The 26,491-nt window shown below is 66.2% G+C and carries 30 protein-coding genes; 8 read left to right on the top strand and 22 right to left on the bottom strand.

Annotation, left to right across the window (positions count from 1 at the left end):
* Nucleotides 1-5 precede the first annotated feature (5 nt).
* Nucleotides 6-956: a 4-hydroxybenzoate octaprenyltransferase gene (gene ubiA, locus J3474_RS05860; RefSeq protein WP_052117869.1), complete on the bottom strand. Its 951-nt coding sequence runs from the start codon at nt 954-956 to the stop codon at nt 6-8.
* Nucleotides 957-1,065: 109 nt separating this feature from the next.
* Between ubiA and J3474_RS05855 the strand changes: the two genes are divergently transcribed.
* The gene (locus J3474_RS05855; RefSeq protein ID WP_207093392.1) at nt 1,066-1,824 is read left to right on the top strand and encodes a 16S rRNA (uracil(1498)-N(3))-methyltransferase; all 759 of its coding nucleotides are present in this window, start codon (nt 1,066-1,068) and stop codon (nt 1,822-1,824) included.
* Between the two features lie 58 nt (nt 1,825-1,882).
* Entirely contained in the window at nt 1,883-3,271 is a 1,389-nt protein-coding gene (locus J3474_RS05850; protein WP_007013078.1) for a glutamate--cysteine ligase, read from the top strand.
* 118 nt (nt 3,272-3,389) lie between these two features.
* On the opposite strand, the gene J3474_RS05845 is transcribed toward J3474_RS05850, so the two are convergent.
* The 5 genes from J3474_RS05845 to J3474_RS05825 all read right to left on the bottom strand — a co-directional run bounded on the left by J3474_RS05845 (nt 3,390) and on the right by J3474_RS05825 (nt 9,189).
* Nucleotides 3,390-4,742 carry an isoprenylcysteine carboxylmethyltransferase family protein gene (locus J3474_RS05845; RefSeq protein WP_207093391.1) on the bottom strand — a complete coding sequence of 451 codons (1,353 nt, stop codon included), beginning with the start codon at nt 4,740-4,742 and terminating at the stop codon, nt 3,390-3,392.
* Nucleotides 4,743-4,824: 82 nt separating this feature from the next.
* Nucleotides 4,825-6,186, bottom strand: coding sequence for a PQQ-binding-like beta-propeller repeat protein (locus J3474_RS05840; protein WP_013831912.1), 1,362 nt, complete (start codon nt 6,184-6,186; stop codon nt 4,825-4,827).
* A 23-nt stretch (nt 6,187-6,209) separates the two neighbouring features.
* On the bottom strand, nt 6,210-7,034 hold the full coding sequence (locus J3474_RS05835) for a tetratricopeptide repeat protein (RefSeq protein ID WP_007013075.1): 825 nt from the start codon (nt 7,032-7,034) through the stop codon (nt 6,210-6,212).
* Nucleotides 7,035-7,156: 122 nt separating this feature from the next.
* On the bottom strand, nt 7,157-8,302 hold the full coding sequence (locus tag J3474_RS05830) for a glycosyltransferase (RefSeq protein ID WP_207093390.1): 1,146 nt from the start codon (nt 8,300-8,302) through the stop codon (nt 7,157-7,159).
* A gap of 14 nt (nt 8,303-8,316) precedes the next feature.
* The gene (locus tag J3474_RS05825; RefSeq protein ID WP_207093389.1) at nt 8,317-9,189 is read right to left on the bottom strand and encodes an alpha/beta fold hydrolase; all 873 of its coding nucleotides are present in this window, start codon (nt 9,187-9,189) and stop codon (nt 8,317-8,319) included.
* 66 nt (nt 9,190-9,255) lie between these two features.
* Between J3474_RS05825 and J3474_RS05820 the strand changes: the two genes are divergently transcribed.
* Together J3474_RS05820 and J3474_RS05815 are read left to right on the top strand one after the other, a co-directional pair.
* Complete coding sequence (locus tag J3474_RS05820; RefSeq protein ID WP_207093388.1) at nt 9,256-10,662, top strand: protein adenylyltransferase SelO family protein; 1,407 nt, start codon at nt 9,256-9,258, stop codon at nt 10,660-10,662.
* An 87-nt stretch (nt 10,663-10,749) separates the two neighbouring features.
* Nucleotides 10,750-12,219, top strand: coding sequence for a succinylglutamate-semialdehyde dehydrogenase (locus J3474_RS05815; protein WP_007013071.1), 1,470 nt, complete (start codon nt 10,750-10,752; stop codon nt 12,217-12,219).
* Nucleotides 12,220-12,243: 24 nt separating this feature from the next.
* Here J3474_RS05815 and J3474_RS05810 read toward each other — a convergent pair whose 3' ends face one another.
* Together J3474_RS05810 and J3474_RS05805 are read right to left on the bottom strand one after the other, a co-directional pair.
* Nucleotides 12,244-12,957 carry a hypothetical protein gene (locus tag J3474_RS05810; protein WP_038575875.1) on the bottom strand — a complete coding sequence of 238 codons (714 nt, stop codon included), beginning with the start codon at nt 12,955-12,957 and terminating at the stop codon, nt 12,244-12,246.
* A gap of 306 nt (nt 12,958-13,263) precedes the next feature.
* Nucleotides 13,264-13,701, bottom strand: coding sequence for a glycine zipper 2TM domain-containing protein (locus J3474_RS05805; protein ID WP_007013069.1), 438 nt, complete (start codon nt 13,699-13,701; stop codon nt 13,264-13,266).
* Between the two features lie 209 nt (nt 13,702-13,910).
* Between J3474_RS05805 and rarD the strand changes: the two genes are divergently transcribed.
* The gene (rarD, locus tag J3474_RS05800; RefSeq protein ID WP_013831905.1) at nt 13,911-14,810 is read left to right on the top strand and encodes an EamA family transporter RarD; all 900 of its coding nucleotides are present in this window, start codon (nt 13,911-13,913) and stop codon (nt 14,808-14,810) included.
* Between the two features lie 27 nt (nt 14,811-14,837).
* Here rarD and J3474_RS05795 read toward each other — a convergent pair whose 3' ends face one another.
* From J3474_RS05795 to J3474_RS05780, 4 genes are all read right to left on the bottom strand, one after another.
* Entirely contained in the window at nt 14,838-16,163 is a 1,326-nt protein-coding gene (locus J3474_RS05795) for a dihydroorotase (RefSeq protein ID WP_207093387.1), read from the bottom strand.
* Between the two features lie 125 nt (nt 16,164-16,288).
* The gene (locus tag J3474_RS05790) at nt 16,289-16,969 is read right to left on the bottom strand and encodes an HPP family protein (protein ID WP_041558699.1); all 681 of its coding nucleotides are present in this window, start codon (nt 16,967-16,969) and stop codon (nt 16,289-16,291) included.
* A 218-nt stretch (nt 16,970-17,187) separates the two neighbouring features.
* Nucleotides 17,188-17,766: a nitroreductase family protein gene (locus tag J3474_RS05785; protein ID WP_013831902.1), complete on the bottom strand. Its 579-nt coding sequence runs from the start codon at nt 17,764-17,766 to the stop codon at nt 17,188-17,190.
* 43 nt (nt 17,767-17,809) lie between these two features.
* Nucleotides 17,810-18,508 carry a pirin family protein gene (locus J3474_RS05780; protein ID WP_013831901.1) on the bottom strand — a complete coding sequence of 233 codons (699 nt, stop codon included), beginning with the start codon at nt 18,506-18,508 and terminating at the stop codon, nt 17,810-17,812.
* Between the two features lie 149 nt (nt 18,509-18,657).
* Between J3474_RS05780 and J3474_RS05775 the strand changes: the two genes are divergently transcribed.
* Nucleotides 18,658-19,563, top strand: a complete 906-nt coding sequence (locus J3474_RS05775) for a LysR family transcriptional regulator (RefSeq protein ID WP_013831900.1) — start codon at nt 18,658-18,660, stop codon at nt 19,561-19,563.
* Nucleotides 19,564-19,614: 51 nt separating this feature from the next.
* Nucleotides 19,615-20,361 carry a folate-binding protein YgfZ gene (locus tag J3474_RS05770; protein ID WP_207093386.1) on the top strand — a complete coding sequence of 249 codons (747 nt, stop codon included), beginning with the start codon at nt 19,615-19,617 and terminating at the stop codon, nt 20,359-20,361.
* 41 nt (nt 20,362-20,402) lie between these two features.
* Here the strand turns inward: J3474_RS05770 and J3474_RS05765 are convergent, their stop codons facing one another.
* From J3474_RS05765 to rplU, 4 genes are all read right to left on the bottom strand, one after another.
* Complete coding sequence (locus J3474_RS05765; protein WP_013831898.1) at nt 20,403-20,954, bottom strand: GNAT family N-acetyltransferase; 552 nt, start codon at nt 20,952-20,954, stop codon at nt 20,403-20,405.
* A gap of 237 nt (nt 20,955-21,191) precedes the next feature.
* Nucleotides 21,192-21,767: a GNAT family N-acetyltransferase gene (locus tag J3474_RS05760; RefSeq protein ID WP_207093385.1), complete on the bottom strand. Its 576-nt coding sequence runs from the start codon at nt 21,765-21,767 to the stop codon at nt 21,192-21,194.
* Nucleotides 21,768-22,025: 258 nt separating this feature from the next.
* Nucleotides 22,026-22,295 carry a 50S ribosomal protein L27 gene (gene rpmA, locus J3474_RS05755; protein ID WP_013831895.1) on the bottom strand — a complete coding sequence of 90 codons (270 nt, stop codon included), beginning with the start codon at nt 22,293-22,295 and terminating at the stop codon, nt 22,026-22,028.
* A gap of 26 nt (nt 22,296-22,321) precedes the next feature.
* Nucleotides 22,322-22,618: a 50S ribosomal protein L21 gene (gene rplU, locus J3474_RS05750; protein WP_007013058.1), complete on the bottom strand. Its 297-nt coding sequence runs from the start codon at nt 22,616-22,618 to the stop codon at nt 22,322-22,324.
* A gap of 262 nt (nt 22,619-22,880) precedes the next feature.
* Here rplU and J3474_RS05745 point away from each other — a divergent pair, with 262 nt between their 5' ends.
* Nucleotides 22,881-23,417, top strand: a complete 537-nt coding sequence (locus J3474_RS05745) for a hypothetical protein (RefSeq protein ID WP_013831894.1) — start codon at nt 22,881-22,883, stop codon at nt 23,415-23,417.
* A gap of 91 nt (nt 23,418-23,508) precedes the next feature.
* On the opposite strand, the gene J3474_RS05740 is transcribed toward J3474_RS05745, so the two are convergent.
* The 6 genes from J3474_RS05740 to J3474_RS05715 form a co-directional block, all read right to left on the bottom strand.
* Entirely contained in the window at nt 23,509-23,928 is a 420-nt protein-coding gene (locus tag J3474_RS05740; protein ID WP_013831893.1) for a hypothetical protein, read from the bottom strand.
* A 125-nt stretch (nt 23,929-24,053) separates the two neighbouring features.
* On the bottom strand, nt 24,054-24,512 hold the full coding sequence (locus J3474_RS05735; protein WP_207093384.1) for a molybdenum cofactor biosynthesis protein MoaE: 459 nt from the start codon (nt 24,510-24,512) through the stop codon (nt 24,054-24,056).
* Nucleotides 24,513-24,516: 4 nt separating this feature from the next.
* Nucleotides 24,517-24,759 carry a MoaD/ThiS family protein gene (locus J3474_RS05730; protein WP_041558697.1) on the bottom strand — a complete coding sequence of 81 codons (243 nt, stop codon included), beginning with the start codon at nt 24,757-24,759 and terminating at the stop codon, nt 24,517-24,519.
* Nucleotides 24,760-24,764: 5 nt separating this feature from the next.
* Complete coding sequence (moaA, locus tag J3474_RS05725) at nt 24,765-25,769, bottom strand: GTP 3',8-cyclase MoaA (RefSeq protein ID WP_207093383.1); 1,005 nt, start codon at nt 25,767-25,769, stop codon at nt 24,765-24,767.
* A gap of 9 nt (nt 25,770-25,778) precedes the next feature.
* Entirely contained in the window at nt 25,779-26,114 is a 336-nt protein-coding gene (locus J3474_RS05720) for a Rossmann fold domain-containing protein (RefSeq protein ID WP_207093382.1), read from the bottom strand.
* Nucleotide 26,115: 1 nt separating this feature from the next.
* A complete protein-coding gene (locus tag J3474_RS05715; protein WP_013831889.1) occupies nt 26,116-26,487 on the bottom strand; it encodes a dihydroneopterin aldolase in 372 nt (123 codons plus the stop codon).
* Between the last annotated feature and the right edge of the window lie 4 nt (nt 26,488-26,491).

The following is a 26,491-nucleotide window of genomic DNA, read 5'->3' as shown; positions in this document are numbered from 1 at the left end:
CCGTCCTAGATCACGCCGGCGTTGCCCACCACCCAGCAGGCCAGTGCCATGACGAGGCCGGCATCGCGGTTGGAGCGGAAGCGGGCAAGCGCATTGTCGCCGTCATCGGTATCGAGGGTCACGACCTGGAAGCCGAGATGGGCAGCCACCGGGGCCAATGCGACGAGCGCAACCCAGTCGCCGCGCAGGGTCCAGAAGGCCAGCGCCCAGAATGCCACTGCAAGCGCATAGAACGCGGCGACACCGGCGCGCACGTGACGGCCCAGGCGCAGCGCTGCGGAGCGGATACCGACAAGGACGTCGTCCTCGCGGTCCTGCAGGGCGTAGATAGTGTCATAGCCGATGCACCAGAAGATGCAGCCGCCGTAAAGCGCGACGAGGACGTCGATATGGTCGCTGCGGATCTCCATCCAGCCGACCAGCGAACCCCAGGTGAAAACGAGGCCGAGCCAGACCTGTGGCCACCAGGTGATGCGCTTCATGAAGGGATAGGCGGCAACCAGGGCCAGACTGCTCAGGGCCATGACCTGCGCCTGCCAGCGCAGCTGGAACAGCACCACGAGACCTGCCGCGCAGAGCGTGAAGAGCCAGATCGTCGCGGCCTGCCGGCTGACCCGACCGCTCGCGACCGGGCGGCTGGCCGTGCGCGCAACCCTGCGGTCCAGATCTGCGTCGACGATGTCGTTCCACACGCAGCCCGCGCCGCGCATCGCCATCGAGCCGACGAGCATCCACAGCACGAGACCCCAGCGCGATTCGCCGCCCGCCAGCATCACGCCCCAGGCGCAGGGCCAGAACAGCAGCCACCAGCCGATGGGCCGGTCGAAACGCGCCAGCATGGCATAGTCGCGCAAGGACGGCGGCAGCATCGACACGAGGCTGCGGCTTTGCGTATCGGGCACAAATGCGGGTTCGGTCACGCGAAGGTACGTAGTCGATTGTAGCCCGTCTGTCATGACCGATCGCAAGCCGGCACACATGTCGGCATGCCTGGCCAGGGCACGGAGCAGTGGCTTACGCTCCTGCGCACGATTGCGAAGTAAGCCCAGCACAGTAAGAGAAAGCATGGTTGCAACCCCTGCCTGGCCGCCGCGCTCCGCGCCGCGCCTGTTCGTCCCCGGTCCGATCGCGCTGGCCGCGCATGTCGCGATCGAGGGCGCGCAGGCGCATTACCTGTCCAAGGTCATGCGCGTCTCGGCAGGAGACGCGGTAATCCTGTGCGATGACGAGACGGGCGAATGGGCCTGCGCCGTCGTTTCGGCGGGCAAGCGTGACGTTGTCCTCGAGGCGCGCGAAAGGCTGCGCCCGCGCGAGCAGGTGCCCGACTTCACGCTGTGCGCCGCACTACTCAAGAAGCCGAACTTCGACCTCGTGCTGGAAAAGGCGACCGAACTGGGCGTGCGGCGCATCCAGCCGGTGGTGACGCGCCGCTGCGTGGCGGACAAGCTCAACCCCGAGCGGGCGCGCACCATGGTGACCGAGGCGGCCGAGCAATGCGCCCGCACCGCGCTGCCCGAACTGGCCGAACCGCTCAAGCTCGAGGCGCTGCTGCGCGACTGGCCCGAAGATCGCGCGCTGTTCTTCGCCGACGAGCTGGGCGGTGAACCCGCCGCCGCGCAATTCGCCGCGCACCGGGGCCCAGCCGCCCTGCTGGTCGGGCCCGAAGGCGGCTTCGACGAAGGGGAACGCGCGCTCATCCGCGCCCTGCCGCAGGCGCGCCCGATCACACTGGGCCCGCGCATCCTGCGCGGCGAGACCGCCAGCATCGCCGCCACCGCGCTCTGGATGGCCGTGGCAGGCGATTGGTTGCCTGCCGGAAATTGACTATCACCGCAGCAAATAGTGCTGGCGTCCGTGCCTTGCCGCCACTACTTCCCGGCGCATGAGCACCCGCGAGATATCGGATCGCGCCGATCCGCTGATCGAGAGCCTGGACCAACTCGCCGAGCCGATGGCTGCGGGCGAAAAGCCGCGCGCCGCGTGGCGGATCGGGACCGAGCACGAGAAGTTCGTCTACGACAAGACCGACCTTCACGCGCCGTCTTATGACGAACCCGGCGGCATCCGTGATCTGCTCATGGCGCTGACCGAATTCGGCTGGGAGCCGATCGTCGAAGGCGGCAACGTCATTGCCATGAAGGGCAGCGACGGCACTGTCAGCCTTGAGCCGGCGGGGCAGCTCGAACTGTCCGGCGCGCCGCTGGAAAGCCTGCATGAAACCTGTGCCGAAACCGGTCGGCACCTGGCGCAGGTCAAGACCATCGGCGACCGCATCGGCAAGGGTTTCCTCGGGCTCGGCATGTGGCCGGACAAGACCCGCGAAGAACTGCCGATCATGCCCAAGGGCCGCTACGACATCATGCTGCGGCACATGCCGCGCGTGGGCTCGATGGGGCTCGACATGATGCTGCGCACCTGCACCATCCAGGTCAATCTCGACTATTCCAGCGAAGCGGACATGGTGCAGAAGTTCCGCACCTCGCTGGCGTTGCAGCCGCTGGCGACCGCGCTCTTTGCCAATTCGCCTTTCACCGAAGGCAAGCCCAACGGCTATCTTTCCTACCGCAGCCACATCTGGTCGGACACCGACCCGGCGCGGACGGGCATGCTGCCCTTCGTGTTCGAGCAGGGCTTCGGCTACCAGCGCTACGTCGACTACATGCTCGACGTGCCGATGTATTTCGTGTTCCGCGACGGCAAGTACATCGACGCCGCGGGCCAGTCGTTCCGCGACTTCCTCAAGGGCGAGCTGCCCGCGCTTCCCGGCGAACTGCCGCGCATGAGCGACTGGCAGGATCACCTGTCCACCGCCTTCCCCGAAGTGCGCCTGAAGTCCTTCCTGGAGATGCGCGGCGCCGACGGCGGACCGTGGAACCGCATCTGCGCCCTGCCCGCCCTGTGGGTCGGCCTGCTCTACGACCAGACCGCGCTCGATGCGGCCTGGGACCTGGTGAAGGACTGGGACATGGAAGGGCGCGAAGTGCTGCGCAGCTCCGTCCCCAGGCTCGGCCTCGACGCTCCGCTTCCCCAATCGGCGAAAGGGAGTGGCGGCACCTTGCGCGACATTGCCGGCGAAGTGCTCGACATCGCCCGGTCCGGCCTTGCCGCGCGCGGCAAGCTCAATGCCGGGGGCGACAACGAGACCGGTTACCTTGAACCGCTTGCCGAGATCGTGTCTTCGGGCAAGGTTCCGGCCCAGCGCCTGCTCGAACGCTTCCACGGCGAATGGGGCGGCAACCTGTGCGAGGTCTACAAGCAGAAGAGCTTCTGAATGGAAGCTCGCCTCGTTTCTCTCCTCGGATAAATCCCGTAGTCATCTCCGCGCGGGCGGGGGTCCCGGATCAAGCCCGGAATGACAAAAGCGGGCGAGCCGAACCTGGCCCGCCCGCTTACTCCGCTGCCTGCAGCACCGGCCGACGCGGGCGCAGCTTGCCGAGAAGCCAGCCAAGGCTGCGCGTGATCGGCGCGTTCCGGGCCATCCAGGCGTGGTATTCGCGGTACTTGGCATCCTCGGCCAGCAAGTGCGCTTCCTCGGTCCTGGCGCGCCAGAAGTAGATCGTGCTGACCACGCCGAGCAACACGGTGTTGCGCACCACATCGCTCATCGCATGGCTGGTGACGAGAAACGGCAGGGTCGAGCACCACCAGAACAGGTTCTTCGACAGGTAGGCAGGATGGCGCGTGAAGCGGTAAGGCCCGCCCGTCAGAACCCCGCGATAGGTCAGGTTGGAAAAGCGCAGGCCGAAGGCAAAAGTCGCCCAGGCATAGATTGCGGTGAGGCTCACCAGCAGCGCGGCCCAGCACCACAGCAGCAGATCGTGGCCCTGTAGCCAGTAGGCCCAGCCGCCGGTATTGACCTCATAGCCCAGCACGTCGGCCCGGCCCATCGTGCCCCACACGAACGGCGGATAGCAGATCAGCGCGGCGACCCAGCCGGCCAGCAGCGGGTTGCCGCTGCGGATATGCGCATCGAGCGGGCGGAAGGTGAACAGATAGCCGACCGTGCCGATCTGCACGTCGACAAGGAACAGCCCTTCGATCAGCATGGTGCCGAGCGCCACCGGATCGTGGGCGATGGCGCCGAAATCAGCCTCGACGATGCGGGCGAAGCCGCCGGGCAGGATCGAGATCATGAAGGCCCCGAAGAAGGCCTTGATCGCCCACGCGCGGCCATGCTTCCTGACTTCCTCAGCCGACCATGCCTCGCGCCCGATCAGCATGGCGCCGAAGTGCCAGGAATGGTCGCGCGGTTCGATCATGTAGCGGTCGAGCCAGAGCACGTAGGGAACCGATAGCGCGAAAAGCGGCACCGCCGCCGTGCCGATCACTTCCATCGCGAAAAGGTACTGCCCGTCCCAGTACCAGCGGCCGATGCAGTAGAACATGCCGATCGCCGCCCAGGTCGCCCAGAGCCCGGCAAGCTTGGTAATCGAGACGTCGAGCGATTGCGCCAGCGGGCGGGGACTGCGCCAGTCCATCCCGGTGCTGGGGCGCAGATGGACCTTGTCGACCAGCACCGACCACAAGGTCATCGTCAGGCCAGTGACGAACAGCGTCAGGACTGCCGCGTAAGGCCCGCTGAGCGGTTCGCGGGGGCCGCCCAGGTCGAAGGCATCGGCGATGCCCGCCCAGTTGCGGCAGACCAGCAGCCAGGCGATCAGCGCGGCCAGCCCGGCGAGGCCGACACCTGCCGAAACATCGCTGACCGGCCGGCGGGCGGTGAACGTGGGGGCATTGCTCATGCCCGCTTGCCTAAAGGCAAATGGTTAAGGCGTCCGAAACGGCATTCGCAGCGAATGCCGGCCGGGGCGCCCGCGTGCCGCATCAGCGATAGGCGGTGATGCGGCCGGAATCGTCGAGGATGTAGAGCGTCTGGTTGGCCACGACCGGAGCCAGCGAGACCGCGTCGCCCAGCTTGGTGAAGGGCGTCCACTCTCCGCTGGCGGGATCGACCGAGCCGACTTCACCTTCGGAATTGGCGACCCACAGCTTGTTGCCGGCCAGAACCGGGCCGACCCAGAAGATCGGTCCCTTCTTCTTCTTCGCCTTGCGGTAGCGCTTCAGGTCGGTGAGCCACTTCACCTTGCCGGTATTGCGCTGGATGGCGAGGATTTCCGCGTGATCGTCCAGCGTGAAGATCCAGTCGCCAGCCACGGCCGGGGTCGAGATACCCGCCAGGTTGAGTTCCCAGATGCGCTGGCCGGTCACCAGTTCGTAGGCGGCCATGCGTCCGCCCTCACCCAGCGCGTAGACGCTGCCGCGATCGATGATCGGATCGGCATCGACGTCGGTCAGGCTGCCCACTTCGGTCGAGATCGAGGTGCGTGCAAGCGCGTCCGACCAGAGCTGGCGGCCGTTCTCGTAGCGATAGGCGACCAGTTCGCCCGAGGAGTAACCGGCGATGACGGTACCCTGGCCTGCAGCAGGAGCGGCGACGCCGAAGACGCCGGCCTGCGAAAGCGAGCCGGATTCGTTCCACGCCAGTTCGCCATCGGCCGCATTGAGCGCGATGATCTGGTTGTCCTGGGTCATCACGTAGACCGAGTTGAAGCCGACGGTGGGCGAACCGCGCAGCGGGCCTGCGGGCTTCTTGGTCCACAGCTGCTCGCCGGTAGCCGCGGTGAGTGCGGCCACTTCACCAAGGCCCGTGGTGATGTAGACCTTGCCGCTGTCATAGCTGACACCGCCGCCGAAGATCGCCTTGGAGCCGTCGCCCGAGACGGCGAAGCTCTTGGTCCAGACTTGCGCGCCGCTCTGCGCGTCGAAGGCGTGGACGACGCCCCTGGTGTCCATCACATAGAGGCGTCCGTCGCCGATCACCGGCGAGGCCGCGAGGCGCTGGCGCTGGGAAGACCCTTCGACATTGGCGGTCCACACGCGCGAAGGCGTCGCCGAAAGCGAAAGGTGGCCGTAAGCCTTGCTGGCCGTGCCGCCGGCCTGCGCCCATTCGGCATTCACCGTTTCGGGGGGCAGGATCACCGAGACTGCGCCAAGCGTCGGGTCGACCTTGGCGCCGCTCTCGATCCGCGAGAGGATCGGCACGCGTTCGCCGACGGTCGGGGTCTTCGGGCCCTCCTTGCTTCCGAACAACTTGCAGCCCGAAAGGCCCATGACCAGGGCCAGGGCCATCATCGGCACGACCTTGCGGGCGTTGGACCGTCGGATATTCGGGGCAGTTGCCTTCATGCGCAGATCCTCAAGAAAATGGGTCATTCGCCGGCCCCCTGGGCGGCATCCTCGTCATTCGCCCCGGCATCCGCGGCGGTCTTTGCGCCGTCCTTGCCGATGGGCTCTCCCTTGTCATCAACAACGTCGTCCAGCGCGTCGACGCCCAGCACCGCCGCCAGTTGGCGGGCGCGGCTGCGCAGTGCTGCGCTGACGCCCTCGTCCTTGGCGATCGCACCGAACAGCGGACCGGCCTGGTCCTTCTTGTCCATCTTCAGGTAGGCCATCCCGACAAGTTCGCCAGCCACGCCGAACCACGGGTTGCCCGGGGCGGCATAGGGCTTGAGGCGATCGACCACGTCCTGCGGCTTCATCGCATCGAAGTTCGCGCCGACTTCGCGGATCGTGGCGAGGTCGCGCATCGGCTGCGGCGCCTTTTCGTCCCTGGCGACTTCGGCGTAGAGCTTGAGCGCGTCGTCCTTCTTGCCCTGATCGAGGGCGATCCCCGCCAGCATCAGCTTGGCCGCGGAGGCGCTGCCGTCGGAACCTTCACCGGCAAGCGTCTTGAGCTTGGCATCGGCATCGTCGAGCTTGCCCGCCTTCAGGCTGTCCAGCGCCTGCACGAAGGCCTCGGCGTTCCCTTCACGCTGCTGGGTCTGCTTGTGATCCCAGTAGAGGTAACCACCGAAGGCCGCGAGAGCGATGACGATCAGCGCAATCAGCGGCTTGCCATAGCGGGCAAAGAAGCTTTCGAGCTGATCCTGGCGCACGGCATCGTCAACCTCGCGCAGGAATACATCCTGCTGCGCGGCGAGTCGCTGTTCGGCCTTGTCGTTGGACGGAGTGTTTTGAGAAGGAGGCAGAGCCAATTTTCGGGCGCTTTCTGCGGAAATCAGGATGGTTGCGGGCTGTTTAGCGAATGGCTGGGGCTTTTCAACGGGGATGATCGCTGCACGTCCCGTGGTGAAGCACCGCTGAATGAGCGCGGGACCTAGATCGCGGACATCCGGCCCACCGCCTGTCCATAGACCATGCGATACAGGGAAATCATTGTATTTTCGTCATAATGTGCATTGGCATGGGCGCGGTTGGCAATGCCGATGCGGGTCCGCAACTGCGCGTCGCAGGCCAGTTCGACCAGCGCCCTGGCCAGTTCCGCCTCGTCGCCGGGCCTGGTGATATGTCCCCGGTTTTCCTCGGAAACCATGGATGCGACATCTCCCACCGCCGGCGAAGCCACCGCAAGGCCCGCCGCCATCGCCTCGACGACCGATATCGGGAACTGCTCGCTATCGGAGGACAGCGCGAAGAGATCGAACAGCCCCACCGCGTGCGGGGGATCGGCGACGAAGCCGGGCAGATGCACCCGATTCCCCACGCCGCTCGCCTCGGCCTGCGCGGCGATGGCACCGCGCTCGGGCCCTTCGCCGAGGATGACCAGCCGCCAGTCCTGCGGCATCTGCGCAAAGGCGCGCACCAGACGGGGCAGGTTCTTGACCGGGCGCAGCCCGGCCAGCGTGCCGACCCATTTCTCGCCGGGCTGCTTGACGAGGCCCGGCAGGATGTCCGGACGCGGCTTGTCGACATAGGCCGCGCAGTTGATGCCGTTGACGATCAGCCTGACCTTGCCGCGCGGCTGCTTCCACGCGTCCAGCGCGATCGCCTTCAGCCGCTGCGAAGGCACGATCACCGCCGAAGCCCCGGTCAGGGCCACCCGGCGAAACCAGTTGCGCGCGGGCTTGAGCCGATTCGCCTCGTCCTCGTTGAAGCCGTCCTCGTGGTGGACCAGCGGCGGCAGGCCGAGAGATCGCCTGAACAGGGCATGGGCCAGCACCGCGTCCATCGCCCCCCAGTTGTAGGTCAGGACAAGGTCGTGATCCCTGAGCGCCCGGGCAATGCCCAGGAGCCGACGCGGCAGGGGCCTGCCCTGAAGACTGGGGAAGTCTTCCGGATAAGTCACCGAAAGCGAGGGATCGACGGCAATGGCCGCGCCATAGGCACCCGGCTGGGCCGAGACGACCGTGTGCAGGACCTTCGGCCCGAAGGCATTCATCAGGCGCGCCGCGCGCAGTTCCTTGCCGCCGGCGGAAAAGCTCGAATGGAGATGAAGCACCCGCAAGGGCCGCGAATCCTGCATGTCCCTCCGCGCCCTCAGTCGGCCCTGTCGAGCAGGCGATCGATCGCGGCCACCGCTTCGGGTTCGTCCAGCGTCGGCGCATGGCCGACATCTGAGAGCGTGACCGCCTCCGCTTCGGGCACCCGCACCAGCATTTCCTTCAGCGTCTGCGCGCTGAACAGGTCCGACAGGGCGCCGCGCACGACCAGCAGCGGTCTTCCCGCCAGCGCTTCCCAGGCGGGCCACAGCTCCGGCTGGTTGTCGACGTCGAGTCCGGCGAGCGGTTCGGCGATCTTCATGTCGTAGTCGAAGACGATGCGTCCGTTGCTGCCCAGCGCCATCAGCCGCTTGGCCCGCCCGATCCAGAAATCGAGCGGCTGCCCCGGGTGGGCATCGCCCTGCGTACCCTCGATCGCGCGGGCGGCATGGACCCAGGTGGCGAAATTGCGCCCCTGCCCGACATAATCGAGAATGCGCCGCAGTCCTTCGGGCTCCAGCACCGGTCCGATGTCGTTCAGAACGGCACCGGCGATGCGATCCGGGATCATGAGCGCAAGGCCCATGGTCATCATGCCGCCCAGCGATGTGCCCACGGCCACGAACCGGTCGATACCTTCCTGTTCCAGCAGCAAGAGCAGGTCCTCGCCGTACTGGACCGGATTGTAGCTGGCCGAATCCTTTGCATATTCGCTATCGCCGCGCCCGCGCATGTCCGGGCACAGCACACGCCGGGAGCGCGCCATGTGCGGCGCCAGCAACTCGAAATCGCGCGCATTGCGGGTCAGGCCGGGCAGGCACACGACCGGCAGCCGCGGTGGACCTTCCGGTGCATCCGGCCCCGCGTAATCCCGAAAATGCAACTTGACCCCGTCGCGGCTCGTCCAGAACCGATCCTCGTAATCCGACATGCCTTAGTGGGGTCCTCCAAGCCTGCGCGCCTTGAACGACGCGCGTCATGCGCCCACTATCGCCTGATGCAGACAGAACCGCAAGCAAGTGCCTATAAACCCGAGCCCCGGATCGGGAAGATATCCTCTTGGCTGGGGGACGAAGTGGACGCCGCCTCCTTCCCGCGGCACGAGCTGCGCTTCCGCAACGACCGCTGGGCCGCCGCCATCGGCCTTGCCGATCTCGACGATGCACAGTGGATCGAACATTTCGGACGCTTCGCGCCGCTGGCCGACAACCTCCCCCGGCCGCTGGCGCTGCGCTATCACGGCCACCAGTTTCGCCATTACAACCCCGACATCGGTGACGGACGCGGATTCCTATTCGCCCAGATGCGCGACGGCGAGGGGCGACTGCTCGACCTCGGCACCAAGGGCTCGGGCCAGACCCCGTACAGCCGCGACGGCGATGGACGCCTGACGCTGAAAGGCGCGATGCGCGAGATCCTCGCCACCGAAATGCTCGAGGCGCTGGGCGTCTATACCTCCAAGACCTTCTCGGTGATCGAGACCGGCGAATCGCTGTGGCGCGGCGACGAGCCCTCGCCCACCCGCTCGGCCGTGCTGCTGCGCCTCAGCCACGGCCATATCCGCATCGGCACCTTCCAGCGCCTGCTCGCCTTCGAGGAGCGCGAGCACATGGAAGCGCTGGTCGCCTATTGCCTCGAGACATACCCCGGCAGCACTCCGCCCGAAGATGCGCCCGGGCGCGACGAGCCCGCGGTGATCCTGATGCACCAGGTGGTCGAACGGTTGGCCGACACCGCCGCTGCATGGATGGTCGCTGGCTTCGTCCACGGCGTGCTCAACACCGACAACATGAACATTTCGGGCGAGAGCTTCGACTACGGCCCGTGGCGCTGGCTGCCGCAGTGGAACCCGCGCTTTACCGCCGCCTACTTCGACCAGGGCGGGCTCTACGCCTTCGGCCGCCAGCCCGAGGCGGTGCTGTGGAACTGCGGCCAGCTGGCCGTGGCACTGCGGATGCTGGCGGAAACCGAACCGCTGGTTGCCGCGCTCAATCGCTTCGCGCCGCTCTACCAGGAAGCGATGGCCCGCCGTTTCGCCTGGCGCCTGGGCGTCGAACCGCAAGGGCTGGAAGCGGATACCCGGCTGATCCAGGCCGCCGAGAACCGCATGGTCGAAACCGGCCTGCCGCCCGAACAGCTGTTCTACGACCATCGCGGCGGCCGCGCCGCGGACGACAGCGACTTCGGCCGGATCCTCTCGGGATATACGCCGGCTGCGGGCACCGACGATCCGTTCTGGGCCCGCGGGACGCCGCCCAGCACGCTGATCGACGAAGTCGAGCGGATCTGGTCGCATATCGACAGGGACAACGACTGGGGCCCGCTTCACGCCAGAATAGAAGAAATCCGGGAGTTGGGCCGCCAGCTCGGTACGCCTCCGATTCCCGCCGGACACGATGATTAACAACCCCTCGTTAGCACCCCGGTAGGAAAGCGAGTGTAAGGTGCAGCGGAACTTCGATTTATCTTGGATAACGGATCTATTGTCGTAATGACCGCGCAAGCGACACAAGAAGCTGCACTTTCAAGTGAGCGGAGACCGGGTACCGACGTGAGCAAGGCGGACATCATCTCCTTCGAGCCGGCTACCGGGGCCGAAATCTGGCGCGGCAAGCCCTGCGAGATCGACGAAGTCGTGACCCGCGCCCGGCAGGCATGGCCCGGCTGGGCCGCGCAGCCGCTGGCCAACCGCATGGAACTGGTCCGCCGTTTCGCCAACGAGGTCCGCAAGGAAGCCGATACGCTGGCGCGCACCATCGCCCGCGAAGTCGGCAAGCCCCTGTGGGAAGCCAACGCCGAAGTCGAGAGCGTGATCAACAAGGTCGAAGTCTCGATCCGCTCCTATGCCGAACGCACTTCGCAGCGCAAACTGGACAGCGCTTTGCAGGGGACGATGGCGGTACGCCACAAGCCGCATGGCGTGCTTGTCGTGCTCGGCCCCTACAACTACCCGGCCCACCTGCCGGGCGCCCACATCGTCCCGGCGCTGATCGCGGGCAACGTCGTTATCTTCAAGCCGAGCGAGAAGGCCCCGGCCTCGGGCGAGATCCTGATCCGCTGCTTCCACCGCGCCGGCATGTCCTCTTCGGTCGTGCAGCTTGCCGTGGGCGGCCCGGAAGAAGGCCAGGCCTTCGTTGCGCATGAAGGGGTCGACGGCATCCTCTTCACCGGCTCGGCCAACACCGGCCTTGCCATCAACCGCAGGCTCGCCACCCGGCCCGACAAGGTCGTGGCGCTGGAAATGGGCGGCAACAACCCGATCGTTGTCTGGGATACGCCCAAGCTGACCGACGCCGCCGCGATCGTCGTGCAATCCGCCTTCGCCACCGCCGGACAGCGCTGCACCGCGGCGCGGCGCCTGATCGTGCGCGATACGATCTATGATGCGCTGATGGCCGAAGTGAAGGCCCTCGCCGACCGCCTGATCGTCGGTGCACCGTTCGACGATCCGGCCCCCTTCATGGGCCCGGTGATCGACAATGCCGCGGCCGACGGCCTGACCGAGAGTTTCCTCTACCTGCTGAGCAACGGCGGACGGGCGATCAAGCACCTCGTGCGCCCGGACGAAACCCTGCCGTTCCTGAGTCCGGCGATCATCGACACGACGGCGATGGCCGACCGCCCCGACGTCGAGCTGTTCGGCCCGATCCTCCAGGTCATCAAGGTGAGCGATTTCGACGGCGCGATTGCCGAGGCGAACAGGACCCGCTTCGGCCTTGCCGCATCGCTGGTGGGTGGCACGCCGCAGGAATACAACCGCTTCTGGGCCAACGTGCGCGCCGGTATCGTCAACTGGAACCGCCCGACCACGGGCCCGTCCCACGCCGCGCCGATGGGCGGCATTGGCCTGTCCGGCAACCATCGCCCGAGCGGCTACTACGCGGCCGACTACTGCGCCTATCCGGTCGCCTCGGGCGAAATGGAACAACCGCGCGCGATGATCGGCGTCGGACTGAAGTAAAGGCGGAGCCCTCGCCCCTGGCGCTTACTTCCCGCTGGTAACGAGATCCACTTCGGTCACGCCCGAGCCCAACTTGCGGGCATAGACGACATAGGCCTTGCCGCCCTTGCGCCCGCCGACGACGTGATCGTCGCCGTCAAGACGGTATTGCGCGCCGTAGCCGGCCTTGTTGGCCATCGTGTAGTAGAAGCTCACCACATCCTCGGGCGATACCGGCGTCGCGTAGTTGACCACGCGCAAGGCGCAGCCGTCGCTGTCGGTGCCGGCCGCTTCCTGCACCGCGCCGCGCGGATAGACCGGGATCTCGGCCGGGAGGCGGGCCGCCCAGGTGTTCGAGTACTGCACCTTGGCCGCGCAATCGGTGTGCGCGGTCCTGGCAGCGGCGGCCACTTGAGCCGCGGTTGCCGCGGTTTCGGTGAGCGCTGCGGCGCTGCCCTTGGTCGGCTGCGGAATGTCGGTCAGCTTGCCGCCGGCGACGTCCGCCGCATCGGCCTTGGCTGCCGCGATCGCTTCGGGCGAGCGTTCTGCAGGCGGAAGCGTGATCTGGCCGCCGTTCGCGCCCAGCGCCGCGCCATCCTGCCCGGTCATCTCCGGATCGACCATGATCTGGTCGCCCAGCGCGCCGCTCATGGCCGGATCGGTTTCGGCGCCCTCGGGCTGCTTCTTGTCCGAATTGCAACCGGCAAGCAGCAGCGAACCTGCAAGGCCCAACACCATGAAACGGGCGGAGTTCTTCATCTTCTTGTTCCTTCCTTGCCGCAAGCGGACAGGATGCCAGCGCCCGGGCATCGCGCCAAGTCGCCGTCTTTGGCCGTTCAATACGGTGAAAAGGAAGGAAAAACGAGGCTTGGGACCCGCCAATCGCGGCGGCGTCCCATTCCGGGAAGGGTCGCTGGCCAAGTGTTTAGGACGCAAACTTCGAGGGCGCCCGCGGACAAGCCGCAGGCGCCCTCCCGCCCGGCAGAACGTGAAGCACAAGACCGGACGGTTCCCCCGCGCGTCGCCGTCCGCGCGGGGTGTCTCAATCGTTAGGGGACAGCGCTATCAGCGGCAGCGGTTGCCGCCACGGTCGACTTCGCGGCCGATCAGGGCGCCCACGACGCCGCCGATCAGGGTGCCGGCGGTGCGGTCGTAACCGCCGTCGACTTCCCGGCCGAGCAGCGCGCCTGCCGCGCCGCCGATCAGCAGGCCGGTGGTGCCGTTCTGCTTGCGGCAGTAGTAGCGGCCATTGTCGCCGCGCCACACGCGAGTGTTGCGATAGACCGGCTCGCCGTAGTTGCGATAGCTGCGGTAGTCGCCGCGGTAGCCGCGACGATAGTCCTCGCGCGAGTAGCGGCGGCTGTGCTCGTAAGTCTGCTCACCGGGCGCGCGGAAGTCCGAGGCCGAACTCGGCGCATAGCTGGGCGCGGCCATGGCCGGGACAGCGGTGGCGAGGCTGGCGGTCGCGGCAGCGAGGGCGGTTGCCTTGATGAATGCGTTCATGTCGTTTCTCCTGCGATGGCGGAGGGGCCGTGTTGGGAGGCGCGATCCGCGGTACGCATTCATCTTTAGAGCATTGAACCTGAACGGGCTGCAACGCGGCTGTCAGATTTGGTAATATCGACGAGCCGAGGTCCTGGCCGCGACGAACCGCTTGCTGCGCGCATTTCCGGCATTTATGCAGCGCTGCCCCCCAACCGAGTTCCCCCGCGATGACCGTTTCCACTGTTCCGCCCGCGCCCCGTACCGGCGGCTTGCCCCAGGCGTTCGCCGCTTATGGCATCTGGTGCCTCTTCCCGCTGTACTTCGCGCTGCTCAAGGCGGTGTCCCCCTTCGAGGTGGTCGCCTGGCGCCTGCTGTTCACCCTGCCCTTCTGCGTGGTGGTGACGGTGCTGCTGCGACAGGGCAAGCAGCTTCGCGATGCACTGAGGCAACCCCGGATCCTCGGCGCGCTGACCGTGAGCGGGCTGCTGATCGGGACCAACTGGCTGGTTTACGTCATATCCGTACTCCACGGCCATGTGCTCGCCGCCAGCCTTGGATACTATATCAACCCGCTGCTCAACGTGCTGGCCGGAACGCTGTTCCTGCGCGAGAAGCTGTCACGCCTGCAGTGGGTGGCGGTGATCCTGGCTACCTGCGGCGTCGCCATCCTCTCGCTGGGGGCGCTGGATACCTTGTGGATCAGCCTCGTGCTGGCCATGAGCTTCTGCGGCTATGGCCTGACCCGCAAGCTGGCCCCGGTGGACGCCCTGCCCGGCCTGACCATCGAGACGCTGGTGCTGCTGCCGCCCGCGCTCGGCCTGTTGGCATGGCAGGCGTTGACGCCCGAGGGGCTGGCCATGGGCACGTCGCTCAAGCTCAACCTGCTGCTGCCACTGGCGGGAATCCTGACCGGCACACCGCTGCTGCTGTTCGCCTCGGCGGCGCGGCGGCTGGATTTCTCGACGCTCGGCTTCATCCAGTTCGTGACGCCGACCGGCCTGTTCCTGATCGGCCTGTTCGTTTTCCACGAACCGCTCAAGCCCGTGCAGATGGCCTGCTTCGTGCTGATCTGGGCCGCCATCGCGGCGTTCTGCTGGGACCTGCTGTCGAAGCGCGCGCCAGCCTGACCGCCGCCGCGCGCTTTCACCGATCGATCAGAGCGCGCCGGCGAAGCGCAGCGCTTCGCCGCGGGCGGCATTGGCAAGCTGGCCTTCCCACATTGCCGAATGGCCGCGGATGATCGTGCCGACGACGCGGCCCTGCAGTTCCATCCCGGTGAAGGGCGACCAGCCGCAGCGGCTTTCCACCCAATCCTCGCTGATCGTGAAAGTGCCCTTGCGGTCGACCACGGTGAAGTCGGCGTCATAGCCGGTGGCGATGCGGCCCTTGCCGACGAGCCCGAAGACCCGCTGCACCCCGTTGGAAGTCATGTCGATCAGGCGCTCCAGCGTCATGTTGCCCTTGGCGACATGGTCCAGCATCAGCGGCAGCAGGGTCTGGACGCCGGGCATCCCCGAGGGGCTGTTCGGATAGGTCTTCGCCTTTTCTTCCTTGGTGTGCGGCGCGTGATCCGAACCGATGACGTCGGGCACGCCCTGGCGCAACCAGTGCCACAGGCCCGCGACATGTTCGGAAGAGCGGATCGGCGGGTTCATCTGGGCATAGGAGCCCAGGCGCGGGTAGGCGTCCTCGGCCGCCAGCGTGAGGTGCTGCGGCGTCACTTCGCAGGTCGCCACATCGCGGTGCTGGGCGATCAGCTCCAGTTCGGCCGGGGTGGTGACGTGCAGGATGTGGATCGGACGCTTCGCTTCGCGCGCCAGGCGCAGGATGCGCTTCGTCGCCAGCATCGCGCTCTCGTCGTCGCGCCACACCGGGTGGCTGGAGGGATCGCCCTCGACGCGCAAGTGCTTGCGCGCGTTCATGCGCTCCTCGTCCTCGGCATGGATGGCGACGCGGCGGCGGCCGTGGGCCAGCACGCGCGCAAGCTGCTCATCCTCGGCGACGAGCAGGCTGCCGGTCGAGGCGCCCATGAAGATCTTGACGCCGGCCGTGCCCGGTATGCGCTCCAGCTCGCCCAGTTCCTCGGCATTTTCCGCCGTTGCGCCGACGTAGAAGGCGTGGTCGCAGTACATGCGGTGACGGGCGCGATCGAGCTTGTCGTGCACGCGCATCACGCTGTCGGTGTTGGGCGAGGTGTTGGGCATCTCGAAGACGGCGGTAATGCCGCCCATCACCGCGGCGCGGCTGCCGCTCTCGAGGTCCTCCTTGTGTTCGAGGCCCGGCTCGCGGAAGTGGACCTGGCTGTCGATCACGCCGGGCAGCACATCGAGCCCGGTGCAGTCGATCCGCCGCTCGGCATCGGGATAGCTGCCCACGCCGACGATCTTGCCGTCGCGCACCGCGACGTCGGCGACGCCGGAGCCGTTGGGCGTGTGGACCGTGCCGCCTGAAAGGACGAGTTCGGGTGCGCTGGCGGTCATGGGGGGCCTCTTTACTGGTGACATGGACGGGCTCGGGTCGATTCCGGCGCAAGCACCGGTTCGGCCCACAGCCGGGAACTAGGCGTCCCGGGCCGCGTGCGCAAGGATGCGCAGGCGATTGACGCCTAGCCGCCCCGCCCCTTGCGCAGGAGCGCCTGGCAGAACGCATCGAGATCGTCGATGTCGACGTCGAGCACCTCGTTCCAGTCGGCCAGCACCGTTTCGATGTCGTCGCGGGTATAGGCGGGCGCAAGCGGCGGCGGAACGCGCACCGGAACGTGCGGCCAGGGATGCCCGGTCATGTTGTTGTAGAGCCATCCGGTCGCCGCCAGCGCCGCGACATTGGCGGCGATGGAGCCGATCCAGGCCCATTGCCAATGCTCTGCGCCTGCCGCGCCCAGCGCATAAAGAAGCGCGCAGGCACCGCCCGGCGGATGCAGGCAGCGCAGCAGCGACATCAGTGCGATCGCGATGCCCAGTGCGATGCTCGCGGCCAGCCATGGTACGCCGACCGCATGACCAACGGCCAGTCCTACCGCAGCGGAAACCAGGTCGCCGCCGATCACCGGCCACGGCTGTGCCAGCGGGCTGGCCGGAACGCAGAAGACAAGTACCGCCGACGCCCCTAGCGGCGCGACGAGCAGCGGCAGCGGCAGGGGAAGTGCGCTGACACCCAGCAGCATGGCGGTCAGGCCGGCAGCCAGCGCAATCGCCAGCGCCGCGCCGAGCGCGCCGCGCAGCCAGCCGAGGTGACCGACCGCCGCCTGCGGTACAGGGGCTGCAAGGTTTCGGATCCAGTCAAGCATGGCGCGCCCTGTGCCCGCTGGGCCCAAAGGAGGCCAGCGAGATCTTCTTTGGTATGCCCAGCCGAGACTTTGACCCTTCGTCAAGACGCCGCCGTCCGTCGCCATCCCACGAAAAAGACCCGGCCTGCCGCGAGGCAGACCGGGTCGGTCGAAGCGTTCCGATGTGGGGGAGGGGAAGGGTCGGAACGCCTCTGAGGGGTAGGGTCAGCGCCTGCGGATCAGGCGAACTTGCCGGCGCGGGCGATCTCGGAAACCGGCTTGCGGCCGACCGCGACTTCGCGCTCCTGCAGGAATTCGGGCAGTGCTTCCTTCGGCCCCTGGCGGCCGATGACGAAGGCGGCTTCAAGGCGGTGATCTTCGGGGATGCCCAGCGCGGCTTCAGCCTCGCCGAACTTGATGCCGGTCATGCCATGGGTGTGGTAGCCCATGGCCTGTGCCTGGATGGCGGCCAGGGCCCAGGCAGCGCCTGCGTCGAAGCTGTGGCTGTGGTTGTCGGAGTTGCCCTTGTCCGAGCGCATGTACTTGTCGGAAACGATGAAGACGAGCGCCGAGGCGTCCTTCGCCCAGCCCTGGTTGAATTCGACGAGCTGCGAGAGCAGCAGGTCCCAGTTGGCGTCGCCCTTGCGGGCATAGAGGAAGGTCCAGGGCTGCACGTTGTAGGCCGAGGGGGCCCAGCCGGCGGCTTCGAGGATTACCTCGAGGTCTTCCTGCGGCATCTCGCTGCCATCGAACGCGCGGGGGGACCAGCGCTCGACAATGAGCTTTTCGATCTTCGGATGGGCAATGCGTCCGGTCATGTCTTGATCCTTCAAATGGAAGTTGTTGGGAGAGTGGGAGGCTTCAGGCTGCATCGACGAGGACCAGTTCGGCATCCTCGAGTGCAGTTACGGTAATGGTGTCGAGTCCGGTCACGGCAACCCCGTCGCGGGCATTCGCCTCGACCTCGCCGATTCGGATGCGGCCGGTAGCGGGCACGAGATAGGCATGGCGGCCTGCGGACGTCGCGTAAGTCACGGTGTCGCCCGCCTTGACCGACGCGCCCAGCACGCGGGCATCGGCGCGGATCGGCAGCGCGTCGTCGTCGCCGGCGATGCCGCTGGCAAGCGTGACAAAGCAGCCGGCGCGGTCGTCCCTGGGAAAGGGACGTGCGCCCCAGCCCGGTTCTCCGCCGCGCTCGTCGGGCAGTATCCAGATCTGGAATACGGTCGTATCCTCGTCCTCGAGATTGAACTCGGAATGGACGATGCCCGAACCCGCGCTCATCACCTGGACATCGCCGGCGCCGGTGCGGCCCTTGTTTCCGAGGCTGTCCTGGTGGGTGATCGCTCCGGTGCGGACATAAGTGACGATTTCCATGTCGCGGTGTGGATGCGGCGGAAAGCCGGACCGGGGAGCGATGGTATCGTCGTTCCAGACCCTGAGGCGGCCCCAGTTGGTCCGCGCCGGATCGTGATAGTCGGCGAAGGAGAAGTGATGATGCGCATCGAGCCAGCCGTGGTTGGCGGCCCCGATCGTGTCGAAGGGACGGAGTTCAATCATGGCTTGCACTCCTTTCTCTAAAGGCGTTGGAGGCCGCTGCAATTACAGGTTCGGCCAGTGTTCGCACATCAGATAGGCCTTGCAGGCATCTCGGATAATTGTGATAAAATCGACTGAAATGTTCGACAAAGTCGAATAGAAGAGGTTCCATGCCCGACATAGCCCCTCCCAGTCTCGATCACTTGCGCTGCTTCCTTGCCGTGGTCGACGAAGGCAGCTTCAACCGTGCCGCAAAGAAGCTGGGCCGGGCGATTTCGGTGGTCAGCTACGCCATCTCACAGCTCGAAAGCCAGCTCGACGTGTCGCTGTTCGATCGTGAGGGATCGCGCAAGCCGCAGCTGACCGAGGCAGGCAAGGCGCTCTTGACCGAGGCAATCGCCATTTCCGACGACGTCGATGCCCTCCTCGCCAAAGTGCGCAGCCTGCGACAGGGACTGGAAGCAGAGCTTTCGCTGGCGGTCGACGTCATGGTCCCCGGTCCCGTCCTCGCCTCGCTGCTCGCTGCCTTCCAGGTGATGTTCCCCAGCGTCGCCCTGCGCCTGCATGTCGAGGCGCTGGGCGCGGTCGCGAGCCTCATTCTCGATGGCAAGGCGACGCTTGCCATCGCCGGGCCGGACATACAGGACCTGCCGGAACTGCAACGCGAAACGGTCGGCTCGGTGGAAATGGTCCCGGTTGCCGCGCCTTCCCATCCCCTGGCCCGTGCCGAGGCGATCGCACCGGGCGAATCGCGCAAGCACCTGCAACTCGTCCTCACCGACCGCTCGCCGCTGACCGCGGGGCGCGACTTTTCCGTGTTCAGCCCCCGCACCTGGCGACTCGCCGATCTCGGCGCCAAGCACGTACTGCTCAAGGAAGGGATCGGCTGGGGCTCGATGCCGCGCCATGCCATCGCGGCCGACCTCGAAAGCGGCGCGCTCGTCGAACTGCACCTGCCAGAGCGTCCCCCTCTCGACTATTCGCTCGTCGCGCTCTGGCGCAAGGACGGTCCGCCCGGTCCCGCCGCGCTCTGGGTCCTCGACGAGGTCCGCGAAAGGCTTGCCCGCGGCGTGTAAAAATACCGGCGCGCCCTTGCCGACTTCGCAGAAATGCTCATCTAGGGGGGCATGTCAGCGACACGTCTATTCGAGCGCGCCGTGCTGCGGCTCTCCCCCCGCGAAAATTCAGGCGAAGATGTCGCCGATTTCCTCCAGGGCCTCGTCACTTCCGATATCAAGGGCAAGCTCCCGGTGTGGACGGGCCTGCTCTCTCCGCAGGGCAAGGTCCTGTTCGATTTCATCGTCTGGCCTTCGGGCACGGACCTGCTGATCGATTGCGAGGCTGAATTCGCCGATGCCCTGGCGAAACGCCTTTCGATGTACCGGCTGCGCCGCGCCATCGACATCGCGCGCGCCGAGAAGCTGGCCGTACACTGGCGCCCCCACGTGGGTGACGGCGCCGCGCCCGACCCGCGCCTTGCGGCACTGGGCGAGCGCTGGATTTCCTCCATCGACACGACCGACGAGCATGAGCTGGAGAGCGCCGATGAAGCGTGGCGCGCCCACCGCCTGCGGTTCGGGGTGACGGAAGGCCGGGCGGAACTGGGAGACGGAACGACGCTCTGGCTGGAATGCAACGCCGCCGAGCTGCACGGCGTGAGTTTCGCGAAAGGCTGTTACGTCGGCCAGGAAAACACGGCGCGCATGAACTGGCGCCAGAAGGTCAATCGCCGCCTGATCGTGCTGCCGCTGGCCGAATCGGACGAGAAGCGGCAGCGGATCGCCTATCCCGACCTCGGCCTTGCCGTGGACCATGCAAGGACGGACAGCATTGCCGCCGCCCGCTTGCCGGGCTGGCTCAAGCTCGAGGCATGACCCTTCGCCCGGCGACTGTCAGGCGCCGCGTCCCCCGTCCCTCAGAGTGAGGCCAGGGTCGGTTCGATGCGCGGGCTCGTGCGGCGTTCTAGTTCGGCGACGTAGATCCGCGCGGTGGTTTCCATGCCCAGCCCGGCGCTATAGCGCGAATGGACCCGGCCGGTATCGTGGAAGCCGGCCGATTCGAGCGCCTTTGCCGGAGCACTGCTGTCCACGAAGTGATTCGCGTAGACCTTGCGGTAGCCCAGCGTGCGGGCCTGGTTCAGAACCGCGCGAACGGCTTCGGCCGCATAGCCGCGGCCGCGGAAGCGCGGGACGATCCAATAGCCCATCTCTATACGGTCACCTTCGCGGGCAAAGCCGATCCCGCCCACCAGCTCCGCACCCCTGGCGGAACGCAGGTACATGACGAAATGAGGCAGGCGCGGATCGCGCGGGCGCTCGAGAAACTCGCGCACTTCTCCGGCCGTACGCGGCAAAGGCGCGACGAATGCGTCCGGCTGGACGTCGTCGTCCTCGAAGACTTCGAGCAGATCCTCGAGGTCCTCGGGCCAACCGGGTCTTAAAAACAGTCTCTCCGTGCGGACGAACATTTCACGGTTCTCCGTTATTATCTGTTCCGCGATTCCAGCTTTTCCCGATCGGCACGCAAACACGCGCCCAATCAGGTTCAGGCCGAACTCTCTCCCTTTTTAACCCTGACTCTGCCGCATTAAAAAATTATTGCGATCTTCCTCAGGGCAATCCCTTATCCAACATTCCGGTCGGAATTTCAGCAAAAATCTTGCCCGACCGCATCCGAGGCGCGGGATGCGGTCGGGCAGCAACGCTCAAGCCGCACGCTTCTGGTCGCCACCTGCCGCCAAGCCATTCATTTCATCGTCAAAGCCGCCCGATCCGGCAGGGGTCAAGACATATTCCCGCGCCGGGGAAACCCGCTTGCGCGTGACGCTGTAACGCTCGGCAACGCGTCCGGTTCGCCGGAAACCCGCATCATGCAGAACCCGCCCCGAGGCCGGACTGTCGACGAAGTGATTGGCGACGATTCGTGCGTGTCCCAGCGACCATGCCAGTTCGACGACAGCCTTCACGGCCTCGCGGGCATAGCCCCGACCTCGGTGGTCCGGCGCGATCCAGTAGCACAGCTCAACCTCGTCGCCGCACCGGTCGAGGCCGATGCAGCCGACGATACGGGCGCCGTCGGCACCGGGCACAGTCATGAGGAACTGCGGCAGCGCGTGGGCCTGCTCGTGCGCGACGAAGCGCAGGGCATCTTCGTGGGCGCAAGGCCAGCACGCGCTCGCAAGATTGCAGGCGGCGCTGTCGTGCGCAATCAATGTTTCCAGCTCCTGCAGGTCCTCCGGCCACGCCGGGCGCAGGAACAGCCTATCGCTGCGAATGAACACTTCGGTCTCCACTCATCAGTCCCGGGCCCACATAGCGCAGGCACGTGACATTGACGTTACGCCCGGGTCCTCAAGCACAAGGATGCTGCCGCGGATTGGATAATTGCGGCAAATGCATCCGCATCGGCTCGATACGGGCAACGGAAGAGGGAGATACGAAAAGAGGGAGACGGGCGGGGCCCTCTCCCTCATTCTGCCGGACTTGTGCAGTCCAGCGGGGGCCATCCCGTCAGGATGGCCCTTTGCAAGACCATCCGATTATTCGGCGGCTTCAGCCATGACGTCTACGGAGACGTACTTGCGGCCTTGCTTGCCATCGTGGAAGCGCACGCGACCTTCGGCAGTGGCGAACAGGGTGTGATCCTTGCCGATGCCCACATTCACGCCCGGGTACACCTTGGTGCCGCGCTGACGCACGATGATGTTGCCGCCGATCACTTCCTGACCGCCGAACTTCTTCACGCCGAGGCGGCGACCTGCTGAGTCGCGACCGTTGCGCGACGAGCCGCCTGCTTTCTTATGTGCCATTGCTCAGTTCCTTCCGAAGTCTGGGCTCAGCCGACCGACACGATGCGCAGCAGGGTCATCTGCTGGCGGTGGCCGTTCTTGCGACGGTAGTTGTGACGACGGCGCTTCTTGAACACCATGACCTTCTCGCTCTTGGCCTGAGCGATGATCTCGGCCGAAACCTTGATCTTCGAGGCGTCAGCAACTTCGCCGTCCTTGCCTGCGAGCAGAACGTCGCCCAGGGTGATGGTCTCACCGGCTTCACCAGCCAGCTTTTCGACCGCGATCTTGTCTCCGGCGGCAACCCGGTATTGCTTGCCGCCCGTGCGCACAACTGCGAACATGGTGCCCTTACCTAATCTCAAATTGCCCGAAAACGAGCCGAAACAACCTTGCCCCGGCCGCTCTGGTCCAGGAAGAACCGTGGAGCCTTGCGGGCGACGCGCCGGACACCCCACCTGATGCGGGGGCCGGAAAGAGTGCGTGCCGTTAGTCCAAGGCCTGAGTCGTGTCAACCAGAGTCTGGCGATTGAAGGCAATTGCCCTGCGCCGACGACCTCGCGTTTCCCCCCTCGCGCAAGGCCCGCGCCGTGCTATGGCGGGGCCATGATCCGCGCAACTGCACGCCTGTTCCTGTCCGCCGCCCTGCCCGCCGTGCTGGCGGCCTGTTCCGCCACCAGCGGCTATCCCTCGCTCGCCCAGCGCGAGGTAGAGCGAATCGGCGGCTCCGCCACGCCGGTCGCCGGTGAGCAGACGCCCGAGGAACCCGCCCTGCCCCCGGCCAGCGCCGACCTCGTCACCCGGCTAGACGGGCTGGTCGCCGCCGCGCAGCAAACCGACGCACAGTTCAGGGAGCAGCAGGGCCCTGCCGAGCGCGCCGTAGCAGGCGCCGCCGGAGCCGCCGTCACCAGTGACAGCTGGGCCACGGCGCAGATCGCCCTCGCCGCTCTCGAATCGCGCCGCGGGGCGACCGTGGCCCCGCTCGCCGAACTTGACACGCTCTATGCCGAGGCGCGCGATGCCGCCCCGCTCGAACTCTCGCCCAGCGCCCAGGCCATCGAGAAGGCGCGCGCGCAGGTCAGCGACATCGTCGCGCGTCAGGACGGCGTGATCGAAAGCCTCGCCGCGCGCCTGCGCAGCTGAAGCAACCTCCAGACATGCGAAAACCCCTCCCTCTTGCGAGGGAGGGGTCTCCGAACGTCCATCCGAAGATGGAACCTGAAAGCCCCCCGGCTCAGGTGAAGGCCACGATCACCGCGACGGCCAGACCCCAGCCCAGGATCAGCACGGGCAGCATGAGGACCTGTATCGCCGCCTCGCTTGCGGTCAGCCTTCCGCTCAGAGTATCGATACCGCGACTGCCGAACTGCCCCCATGTCAGCGGTGCGGTATCGTTGTCGGGCTTCATCTTCGCCCAGTAACCGGCAAGGCCGAAGGCGAAGACCACGAAGCCGGCAAAGACGACCATCGGAATGGCCAGTTCCGGGTTCATGAACAGGCTGGCCATGACCCCGATAAAGCCGAGATAAAGCGCCACTGTCGCAACATAGAGCCCCGTCGGCAGACCGAAATTGCGCTCCACCCGGGTGCGCACTGGCGCATCGGTGATTCTGGCAAGTTGCTGGAGCTGTTCATGGGACAAACGCTGCGACATGGTGCTGATCTCCTTCTTGAAGGGAATCATGCTTCGCCATGCAGACGATTTGTTTGACGGCGGTCAATTCGCGAGAACGAGTTGAAAATTTTTCGCGAAGGAACTTGTCCGGCCCCGCGAGCGTGTCAGCCCCAGCGGGCGATATCGTCGAAGTCCTGCTCGCGCGGCTCGATCCAGTGCCATTCGCCGCCGCGCTTCTCCCGCTTCCAGAACCAGGATTCGCTCTTGAGGTGATCCATCGCGTAGTCGGCCGCGGCGAAGGCATCGCGGCGGTGTCGGGCGGCGGCTCCGACCAGCACGATCGGCTCGCCCGGTACCATCACGCCGCTGCGGTGAACGATAAGCACCCCGTCGAGATCCCAGCGACGATGCACGCTCACGGCCAGCTTCTCCATCGCCGGCTGGGTGAGCGGTTCGTAGTGCTGCAGTTCGAGCGCCTCGACGCCGTCGCCCTCGCGCACCTGTCCGATGAAGCTGACGACGCCGCCCGATTCGGGATGGCTCCCCGCGAAAGCGGCGATCTCCTTCGCCGGAGCGAAGGGCGAGGTCAGCAGGCGGACGTCCGAATGCTTCTCGCAGCCCACTGTTTCAGCCGCCCGAAACCGGCGGCAGGAAGGCAATCTCGTCGCCGTCCTTGAGCACCGGCGCATCGGTATCCTGCACCAGGATCCCGTTGACGGCGAGCTTCACCCTGGGCGCCTTGAGCGCATGACCGAGCGACGGCTCGAGCGACGCGATCACGGCATCGATACACGGCAACACCGGAACCGTGAGCTTTCCCCTACCGGCCACATCCTCGAGCCGACCGAGGAAAACGAGATTGAGCGACATCGAAGTCAGCCTCCTGTCATGGACATATGACGGGAAAGTGCCGGAGCCGCGCCTGGTTCCTCGATGGCGAAATGGTGGCGCGCGGGCTTGATCCGCATCGCCACGTCGAGCGCTTCGGAAAGCGCCGCCTCAGGGTCTTCGCTGCGCAGTGCCGCGCGCAGGTCGACCCGCTCGTTGCCGCCGAGACAGGCATAGAGCTGGCCGGTCGCGGTAACGCGGATCCGGTTGCACCCGTCGCAGAAATTGTTGGTGAGCGGCGTGATCAGGCCCAGCCTTCCGCCGGTCTCGGCCACGTCGAAATAGCGCGCCGGGCCGCCGCTGCGGTGGTCGCTGGGATTGAGCGTCCAGCGCTTCTCCAGCGATTCGCGCACGGCAACGAGCGGCAGGTAGTGGTCGAAGCGGTCTTCCTCAACCTCGCCCAGCGGCATCACCTCGATCAGCGTGGCATCGAAGCCCTGACCGTGTGCCCATGCGACGAGATCGGCGATGTGGTCCTCGTTCACGCCCTTGAGCGCAACGGTGTTGAGCTTGACCCTCAGGCCCGCCGCCTTGGCCGCTGCCAGCCCTTCGAACACCTGCGGCAGCGAATCTCGGCGCGAAAGCCTGGCGAAAGTCTCGCGGTCGAGCGTGTCGAGCGAGACATTGATGCGCCGCACACCGAATGCGAAGAGATCGTCGGCAAACTCGGAGAGACGGGTTCCATTGGTAGTGAGGGTCAATTCCTCGAGCCCGTCCCCGATCTTGCGGCCGAGCGCTTGCACAAGTTCCATCATGTCGCGCCGCACGAGCGGTTCGCCCCCGGTCAGACGCAACTTGGTTATGCCCCGGTCAATGAAGCCGAGCGCAAGATCGTGCAGTTCCTCAAGGCTGAGGACATCCTTGCGCGGCAGGAAGGTCATGCGCTCGGGCATGCAATAGGCGCAACGCAAGTCGCAGCGGTCGGTCACCGACATGCGAAGGTAGGTTATCCGCCTTTGGAACTGGTCAACGAGTGGCGCGCGCTTCGTCATTGCAAGGGGTTATAGCACCGGACCCGCGCCAGTACCATCCAGCGCCATGACCTGCCCGGTGACACTGGCCGCGCCCGCGAGCCAGTCCAGCGCGGCGGCGATCGCCGCTTCGTTGTCGCTTTCCAACCCATTGATTCGCGAGGGTGAGAATGCGCGGGCGAGCGACTGGATCGCAGCAAGCCGCCAATTGCGATGTTCATGGCTGGCAGGCGGGAAAATGACCGTCAGCGGGTCGGCCCCGCCGCGCAGGGCCGCTTCGATCCCGGGCAGCAGCCGGGCATGGAAATCGGCTGCAGCGGCGAGCGGCTCCTCGGGGAGCGGTCCGACATGCAGCACGTCCTGCACCTCAGCGCCGTTCCCGGTGCAGGGTCATGCCGATCTTCTCGCCGGCCTCGCTGATCGCGAGCTTGACGATCTTGACCGTCACCGCCTCGACGCGCGCATCCTGCAGGAACAGGGTTTCGCAGACGTGATCGGCAACCGCCTCGATCAGCTTGAAGTGAACCCCCGGCGGCAGCGCTTCGGACGCCGCGAACTTGAGGTCCATGTAGTTCTTGCTTTCACTGAGCGGCGTGTCCGGCGTGTAGCGATCGGCCGGCTTCATCTGCACCATGATCGAGAAACGCAAAGGCTGCGGCTTGCCGGTTTCCTCCGAATAGATGCCGGTGAGAACATCGACCTCGAAGTCATCGATCTGAAGTGTAAGCGAATCAGCCATGGCG

The sequence above is a fragment of the Novosphingobium sp. PY1 genome, assembly GCF_017312445.1.
GTDB lineage: Bacteria > Pseudomonadota > Alphaproteobacteria > Sphingomonadales > Sphingomonadaceae > Novosphingobium.
The sequence above is the reverse complement of the archived record's forward strand: the minus strand, read 5'-3'. Positions and strand labels throughout refer to the sequence as shown.

Coding starts and splice junctions, on each gene's coding strand:
- ubiA (WP_052117869.1), bottom strand. CDS start 956: ATGACAGACGGGCTACAATCGACTACGTACCTTCGCGTGACCGAACCC.
- J3474_RS05855 (WP_207093392.1), top strand. CDS start 1,066: ATGGTTGCAACCCCTGCCTGGCCGCCGCGCTCCGCGCCGCGCCTGTTC.
- J3474_RS05850 (WP_007013078.1), top strand. CDS start 1,883: ATGAGCACCCGCGAGATATCGGATCGCGCCGATCCGCTGATCGAGAGC.
- J3474_RS05845 (WP_207093391.1), bottom strand. CDS start 4,742: ATGAGCAATGCCCCCACGTTCACCGCCCGCCGGCCGGTCAGCGATGTT.
- J3474_RS05840 (WP_013831912.1), bottom strand. CDS start 6,186: ATGAAGGCAACTGCCCCGAATATCCGACGGTCCAACGCCCGCAAGGTC.
- J3474_RS05830 (WP_207093390.1), bottom strand. CDS start 8,302: ATGCAGGATTCGCGGCCCTTGCGGGTGCTTCATCTCCATTCGAGCTTT.
- J3474_RS05825 (WP_207093389.1), bottom strand. CDS start 9,189: ATGTCGGATTACGAGGATCGGTTCTGGACGAGCCGCGACGGGGTCAAG.
- J3474_RS05820 (WP_207093388.1), top strand. CDS start 9,256: ATGCAGACAGAACCGCAAGCAAGTGCCTATAAACCCGAGCCCCGGATC.
- J3474_RS05815 (WP_007013071.1), top strand. CDS start 10,750: ATGACCGCGCAAGCGACACAAGAAGCTGCACTTTCAAGTGAGCGGAGA.
- J3474_RS05810 (WP_038575875.1), bottom strand. CDS start 12,957: ATGAAGAACTCCGCCCGTTTCATGGTGTTGGGCCTTGCAGGTTCGCTG.
- J3474_RS05805 (WP_007013069.1), bottom strand. CDS start 13,701: ATGAACGCATTCATCAAGGCAACCGCCCTCGCTGCCGCGACCGCCAGC.
- rarD (WP_013831905.1), top strand. CDS start 13,911: ATGACCGTTTCCACTGTTCCGCCCGCGCCCCGTACCGGCGGCTTGCCC.
- J3474_RS05795 (WP_207093387.1), bottom strand. CDS start 16,163: ATGACCGCCAGCGCACCCGAACTCGTCCTTTCAGGCGGCACGGTCCAC.
- J3474_RS05790 (WP_041558699.1), bottom strand. CDS start 16,969: ATGCTTGACTGGATCCGAAACCTTGCAGCCCCTGTACCGCAGGCGGCG.
- J3474_RS05785 (WP_013831902.1), bottom strand. CDS start 17,766: ATGACCGGACGCATTGCCCATCCGAAGATCGAAAAGCTCATTGTCGAG.
- J3474_RS05780 (WP_013831901.1), bottom strand. CDS start 18,508: ATGATTGAACTCCGTCCCTTCGACACGATCGGGGCCGCCAACCACGGC.
- J3474_RS05775 (WP_013831900.1), top strand. CDS start 18,658: ATGCCCGACATAGCCCCTCCCAGTCTCGATCACTTGCGCTGCTTCCTT.
- J3474_RS05770 (WP_207093386.1), top strand. CDS start 19,615: ATGTCAGCGACACGTCTATTCGAGCGCGCCGTGCTGCGGCTCTCCCCC.
- J3474_RS05765 (WP_013831898.1), bottom strand. CDS start 20,954: ATGTTCGTCCGCACGGAGAGACTGTTTTTAAGACCCGGTTGGCCCGAG.
- rpmA (WP_013831895.1), bottom strand. CDS start 22,295: ATGGCACATAAGAAAGCAGGCGGCTCGTCGCGCAACGGTCGCGACTCA.
- rplU (WP_007013058.1), bottom strand. CDS start 22,618: ATGTTCGCAGTTGTGCGCACGGGCGGCAAGCAATACCGGGTTGCCGCC.
- J3474_RS05745 (WP_013831894.1), top strand. CDS start 22,881: ATGATCCGCGCAACTGCACGCCTGTTCCTGTCCGCCGCCCTGCCCGCC.
- J3474_RS05740 (WP_013831893.1), bottom strand. CDS start 23,928: ATGTCGCAGCGTTTGTCCCATGAACAGCTCCAGCAACTTGCCAGAATC.
- J3474_RS05730 (WP_041558697.1), bottom strand. CDS start 24,759: ATGTCGCTCAATCTCGTTTTCCTCGGTCGGCTCGAGGATGTGGCCGGT.
- moaA (WP_207093383.1), bottom strand. CDS start 25,769: ATGACGAAGCGCGCGCCACTCGTTGACCAGTTCCAAAGGCGGATAACC.
- J3474_RS05715 (WP_013831889.1), bottom strand. CDS start 26,487: ATGGCTGATTCGCTTACACTTCAGATCGATGACTTCGAGGTCGATGTT.